Annotated in this window: 6 protein-coding genes and 1 pseudogene; 2 read left to right on the top strand and 5 right to left on the bottom strand. The window is 57.6% G+C overall.

What is annotated here, in order from left to right:
- Positions 1-127: 127 nt before the first annotated feature.
- The 5 genes and pseudogenes from H165_RS18840 to H165_RS0117740 all read right to left on the bottom strand — a co-directional run.
- A pseudogene (locus H165_RS18840) lies at positions 128-2,056 on the bottom strand (heavy metal translocating P-type ATPase); the annotation flags it as partial.
- 5 nt (positions 2,057-2,061) lie between these two features.
- Positions 2,062-2,310 carry a DUF2933 domain-containing protein gene (locus H165_RS0117725; RefSeq protein WP_003246761.1) on the bottom strand — a complete coding sequence of 83 codons (249 nt, stop codon included), beginning with the start codon at positions 2,308-2,310 and terminating at the stop codon, positions 2,062-2,064.
- A 79-nt stretch (positions 2,311-2,389) separates the two neighbouring features.
- The gene (locus H165_RS0117730) at positions 2,390-2,923 is read right to left on the bottom strand and encodes a cupredoxin domain-containing protein (protein WP_003246762.1); all 534 of its coding nucleotides are present in this window, start codon (positions 2,921-2,923) and stop codon (positions 2,390-2,392) included.
- Positions 2,924-3,070: 147 nt separating this feature from the next.
- Positions 3,071-3,628, bottom strand: a complete 558-nt coding sequence (locus tag H165_RS0117735; protein WP_017940273.1) for a cupredoxin domain-containing protein — start codon at positions 3,626-3,628, stop codon at positions 3,071-3,073.
- 167 nt (positions 3,629-3,795) lie between these two features.
- Entirely contained in the window at positions 3,796-4,155 is a 360-nt protein-coding gene (locus tag H165_RS0117740; protein WP_017940274.1) for a co-regulatory protein PtrA N-terminal domain-containing protein, read from the bottom strand.
- Between the two features lie 207 nt (positions 4,156-4,362).
- Between H165_RS0117740 and H165_RS0117745 the strand changes: the two genes are divergently transcribed.
- Both H165_RS0117745 and H165_RS19420 read left to right on the top strand, forming a co-directional pair.
- Positions 4,363-5,010 carry a heavy metal response regulator transcription factor gene (locus H165_RS0117745; protein WP_017940275.1) on the top strand — a complete coding sequence of 216 codons (648 nt, stop codon included), beginning with the start codon at positions 4,363-4,365 and terminating at the stop codon, positions 5,008-5,010.
- Positions 5,011-5,047: 37 nt separating this feature from the next.
- The coding region (locus H165_RS19420; RefSeq protein ID WP_026146717.1) for a helix-turn-helix domain-containing protein at positions 5,048-5,281 on the top strand (234 nt) is incomplete at its 3' end.

Here is a 5,281-nt window from a genome sequence, read left to right on the forward strand (position 1 = left end):
GCTACGGGGTACGCGTAGCGGCTAAAAACCCTACATAAGACGACGATCTGAGCGCTTTTTGATCGATGGATCGCTTCAAAAAACAGCGAGGTCTGTAGTCGGCCAGAAATACGTGGCTACTTCAGACCATCCCTAACTGCTTCGCCACGGCTCTTGCTGTGGTGAGGCCATCGCCAGTGGCCATGATGACCTTTACGTCTTCGCTTTGAAGCTTGGAGACAGCCTGTTGAGAAGTAGGCTTGATCGGATCGGAAACGGCCAGGAGTCCCGCCAGGCGACCATCAACGGCCAAATAGATGATGCTGATGCCTTCCAGACGCAGTTGCTCGGCGCGATTGCGCAGCGGGGTAATATCGACGCCCGCCTCGTCCATCAGTGCGGTGTTGCCGAGCTGCAGCTGATGGTCATCGACCTGGCCGCGCACACCAATACCCGAGCCAGATTCGAAAGTGTCCGGTTTGACCAGTGCAATGCCCTGACCGCGCGCATGATCGACGATGGCATGAGCCAGCGGGTGCTCACTACCCTGGTCGAGACTAGCAGCCAGGCGCAGCACTTCATTGGAGTCGTAACCGCCTGTCCCTTCCGCACTATGAAATACGGGACGCCCCTCAGTCAGGGTTCCAGTCTTGTCGACGATGAGCGTGTCGATCTTGCATAGATTTTCGATGGCGCTGGCATCGCGGAACAACACACCGCTGCTAGCGGCCTTGCCAGTCGCAACCATGACGGACATCGGGGTTGCCAGACCCAGAGCGCAGGGACACGCAATGATTAGCACCGCCACCGCATTGATCAGGCCAAATACCCAGCCTGATTCCGGCCCTAATAGCCCCCAGCCGAAGAAGGTCAGAATCGCGATCAGGATCACCCCGACCACGAAATACCCTGCCACCGCATCAGCCATACGCTGCATGGGGGCCTTGGAACGTTGGGCTCTGGCCACCATCTGAACGATCTGCGACAGCATGGTCTCGGCACCGACCTTCTGCGCCTCCATCACCAGGCTGCCGTGGGTGTTCAGGGTGGCACCGATAAGGGCATCCCCTACCCGCTTGGTCACGGGTAACGGTTCTCCGGTAAGCATCGACTCGTCGACGGCGCTCTCCCCCTCTAGAACCGTACCGTCCACCGGGACTTTCTCTCCCGGCCGGACACGTAGGTGGTCGCCCTGATGGACATGTGTCAGCGGAATATCTTCTTCCTGGCCATCGGGCTTGATGCGACGCGCAGTCTTTGGTGCCAGCCTCAGCAGTGACTTGATGGCTGCCGAAGTCTGCGAGCGGGCCTTGAGTTCGAGCATTTGGCCCAACAGCGTGAGTGAGATAATCACCGCGGCTGCTTCAAAATAGACGCCGATACGTCCGTCCTGGGCAAAAGCCGCCGGAAACCACTGCGGAACCAAGGTAGCGGCCACGCTGTAGAGGTAGGCAGCGGCCGTTCCCAAACCGATCAGGGTCCACATGTTGGGGCTGCGGTGGCGGATGGAGTCAATGCCGCGGGTGAAGAATACCCAGCCACCCCATAGCGTCACGGGCGTCGCCAGAGCCAGCTCGACCCAGTTCTGGGTCGTGCCATGAAACAGTTGCAAGGAATGGCCGGCCATCGCCAATACGGTCACGATGACGGTCAACGGTAGGGTCCACCAGAACCGCAGCGAGAAGTCCTTCAGCTCTGGATTTTCCTCCTCTTCCAGCTCCGGGATGACAGGTTCCAGCGTCATCCCGCAGATCGGGCAGTTTCCGGGAGCCGGTTGACGGATTTCTGGATGCATCGGGCAGGTGTATTCAGCACCTACAGGTGTCGATGTGGGTGCTGGAGTCGCGTGCTGGTGATGCTCCCCATGAGACTGATGGCTCATGTACTGATGAGGATCTGCTTGGAATTTCTCTAGGCACTTCGCACTGCAGAAATGATAGGCCTTCCCTTCAAAGCTCTCGCGATAAGGGCCATCAGGTTTGACCTCCATGCCACACACCGGGTCGCGCTGGCTCTCGGAGTGGGCGTGCGAGTTATGTGAATCATCCTGGTCATGATGGCAGGAGGTCTTTTGCATGCGATCTATGTCCTTTCTTCGTCCTTGGAAACAGCGGTGCTGCTGGAGTGGGAGTGCCCGCCGTGATTGTGGCCAAACAGATGCATCAGCGGGCATAGCAGCAGGATGAGGTACGGCAGGGCCTGCGAAAGATGACCGTAATGCTCACGCGCTACATAGAAGATGCCGATTACGGCCAGCATGATCAGCGCAATGCCAATCTTGCTCTTCCAAAAAGGCGGCTCAGTGGTACTGGTGTGATGGGTATGGTCCACGACAATAGCCTCGTTTCAATGGCGGCCGGATCACTATAGGTGTCTCAGACTGGACGGAGCTGGCGAGTATCAATAAACGTCAGCGTACGGTCACCTTACCGACCATTCCCGACTGATAATGTCCTGGAATATTGCAGGCGAACTCCAGTTCGGTGGCGGCGGAGAAGGTCCAGATCAACTCTTCGCGTGCTCCAGGTTCGACAAGAACACTGTTGGGGTCATCGTGTTCCATACCGACCATCTTCATGCCGCCCATGGCATGGCCCATATTGCTCATGTCATGTGCACCTGTAGGGGACAGCGTGCCGTTCTGAAACATCGCGGCCATCTCTTTCTGGTGCGCGGCATGGGATGCCGCTTTGCCAAGATTGAATTCGTGTAGCAGTGCACCGTCATTTTTCAGGACGAAGCGAACTGTCTCGCCTGCTTTGATCTCCATTGCTTTGGGTTCGAAGAAGATGTCCCCCATCCGGACTTCGATGGTGCGATCTACTGCCTGACCGTCTCCCGGTTGCCCAATACTGTCTTTCTTGTGGCCCGGGCTGGCCAGCGCATTGGCAGCACTGAGCAGCAAGCCAAGGGTGGTGATTATGAAAGCGGGTCTGAGTTTCATGGTGTGCCTCTGAGGTGTTGAGGAGGGATGAGTCCCGATGCTAATGAGGTGCAGCTGGCGGTACGCTGACGTGAAAACTACATCGCAGTAAGGTTCGTCAGATCGGTGCTACCCAGCTCGCGGCCAACGGGTAGCACCGATGCCGGACTAACGCAGAGCAAACTCACCGACCATCCCCGCCTGGTAATGCCCAGGCAATGTACAGGCGAAGCTCAAACTGCCCGCCTTAGGGAAGGTCCACACGAACTCTTTGGTTGTGCCGGGCTCGACGAGAACCGCGTTCGGGTCGTCATGCTTGGCTTTGATGACTTCCGGATAGCCTGGAGGGTTGGAGTCTCCCATGCCATAACGCTCATGCCAGACAATGCGCTCGGCCATGCCGGTCGGGGTCAGTGTGCCGTCCTTGAACAAGGACGCCATCTTGCGCTGGTGCTCCAGCTGGGACGCTGCCTGCCCGATGTTGAACTCGTGCATCAACGCGCCCTCGTTCTTCAGAACGAAGCGCACGGTTTCACCTGGCTTCACATCGATCGTTTTCTGGCTGTAGTTGATGTCGTCCATCTTTACCAAGATGGTACGAGTCGCTGGCGTCGCCTGGGCCTGCTGCCCAATGCCATTGCTACTGCCGCCGACCTCGGCAAATGCCGGAAAGGTGGTGCTGATGAACAGTGTGCTGATCAGCAGCTTAAGAGGGATGCGTTTCATGGTGAGACCTCGCTAGGTAGGCTGGAAATCTCATGCTATTCCCCGCTTCCTGCCAGGCCGCTGACCCCAAAACTACAATTGCGTCAGCTGGAAAAAAGCACGGCGCCATTGAGGCGCCGCTAGGCCAAAGGAGCAATCACGGAAGGCCTGGAAGATGGGGGAAACTCTTACTTATGGCACTCTTTGTCGGCCATCATTAGCTTGTGCTCGCGGATCATTTGAGCCAGCACGTCGTCTACCAGCTTGTCATGCTTTTCCATCCAGGCCAGATGCTCTTCGGCAGACATGTTTGGCGCGGGATGTTCGTTGTGCAGCTGGCTCATGATGTCTTCGAGCATGTTCATATGCTCCTTCATGTGCACATGCCGCTCGCCGACCGGGGCCTTCTCCGCCTGGATCAGCACGGCTTCTGCTTTGTCGCGCATCTGCTGGATGCGCTCGAATACACGGTCGCCGCCCCCCTCGGCCCAAGCCATAGAAGAGAGCAGTAGCGAGCCAACCAGAAGCAAAGGTTTCAGCGATTTCATGGGACAGTCTCCATCAGTGCAAACTATGGCCGGCACCTCTGCTTTTGGTCTGTCGAGGGCCGAGAGCACAACCTAGTGCTCATGCTTGCACCTTAGACAAGCCACCCTGTCAGCGAGCTGAAGCCAGAATTACATTTTCGTAAGCTTCTGGTTGGGGCCGCGGTTTGCCTGCAAACTCAGGCCACCCGATATTTGGAGTCTGCTCGCATGAAACTACTGGTAGCTGAAGATGAACCCAAAACCGGTACGTACCTCCAGCAAGGTCTCACCGAGGCTGGGTTCAATGTCGACCGGGTTATGACCGGTACAGATGCCCTTCAGCATGCACTTAGCGAAGCCTATGACCTGCTAATTCTGGATGTAATGATGCCTGGGCTGGACGGTTGGGAAGTGCTGCGCATGTTGCGCGCAGCAGGAAAAGACGTCCCCGTACTGTTCTTGACGGCACGCGATGGTGTGGAAGACCGCGTTAAAGGGTTGGAGCTGGGTGCGGACGACTACCTGATCAAGCCATTTGCTTTCTCAGAGCTTCTGGCCAGGGTCAGAACGCTGTTGCGCAGAGGTAATGGTTCGCCGACGCAGACCACCATGAAAATTGCCGATCTGGAAGTCGATCTGATGAAGCGGCGTGCGATCCGTGGCGGGAAAAGAATTGACCTGACCGCGAAGGAGTTTTCACTGCTGGAACTGCTACTGCGCCGGCGCGGCGAGGTGCTCCCGAAGTCGCTGATTGCCTCTCAGGTTTGGGACATGAATTTCGACAGCGACACCAATGTCATTGAGGTTGCGGTACGCCGGCTACGCGCAAAAATCGATGACGATTTCGATCTCAAGCTGGGCGGCCGCAAAAACTGAGTGCAACACCTGACCTTTCCGGTACGGTGTTGCCCCTATGTCCTATTCCGAACTCAGCGTTGAAGAACGCGCCACCATTCAAATCGGTCATGCCCAAGGCCTCAGCCTGCGCAGGATCGCCAGCCTGATCGACCGCTCTCCCTCGACCATCAGCCGTGAGGTGCGTCGCAACCGTGACGCCTGCGGGCACTACTCGGCCCGGACGGCGCAGCGGCGAATGCAAGCCCGTCGCCAGGCGTGTCGGCCGACGCGCAAGCTGGTGCCCGGCACC

Source organism: Pseudomonas thermotolerans DSM 14292 (assembly GCF_000364625.1).
Classification (GTDB): domain Bacteria; phylum Pseudomonadota; class Gammaproteobacteria; order Pseudomonadales; family Pseudomonadaceae; genus Aquipseudomonas; species Aquipseudomonas thermotolerans.

Coding starts and splice junctions, on each gene's coding strand:
- H165_RS0117740 (WP_017940274.1), bottom strand. CDS start 4,155: ATGAAATCGCTGAAACCTTTGCTTCTGGTTGGCTCGCTACTGCTCTCT.
- H165_RS0117745 (WP_017940275.1), top strand. CDS start 4,363: ATGAAACTACTGGTAGCTGAAGATGAACCCAAAACCGGTACGTACCTC.
- H165_RS0117735 (WP_017940273.1), bottom strand. CDS start 3,628: ATGAAACGCATCCCTCTTAAGCTGCTGATCAGCACACTGTTCATCAGC.
- H165_RS0117730 (WP_003246762.1), bottom strand. CDS start 2,923: ATGAAACTCAGACCCGCTTTCATAATCACCACCCTTGGCTTGCTGCTC.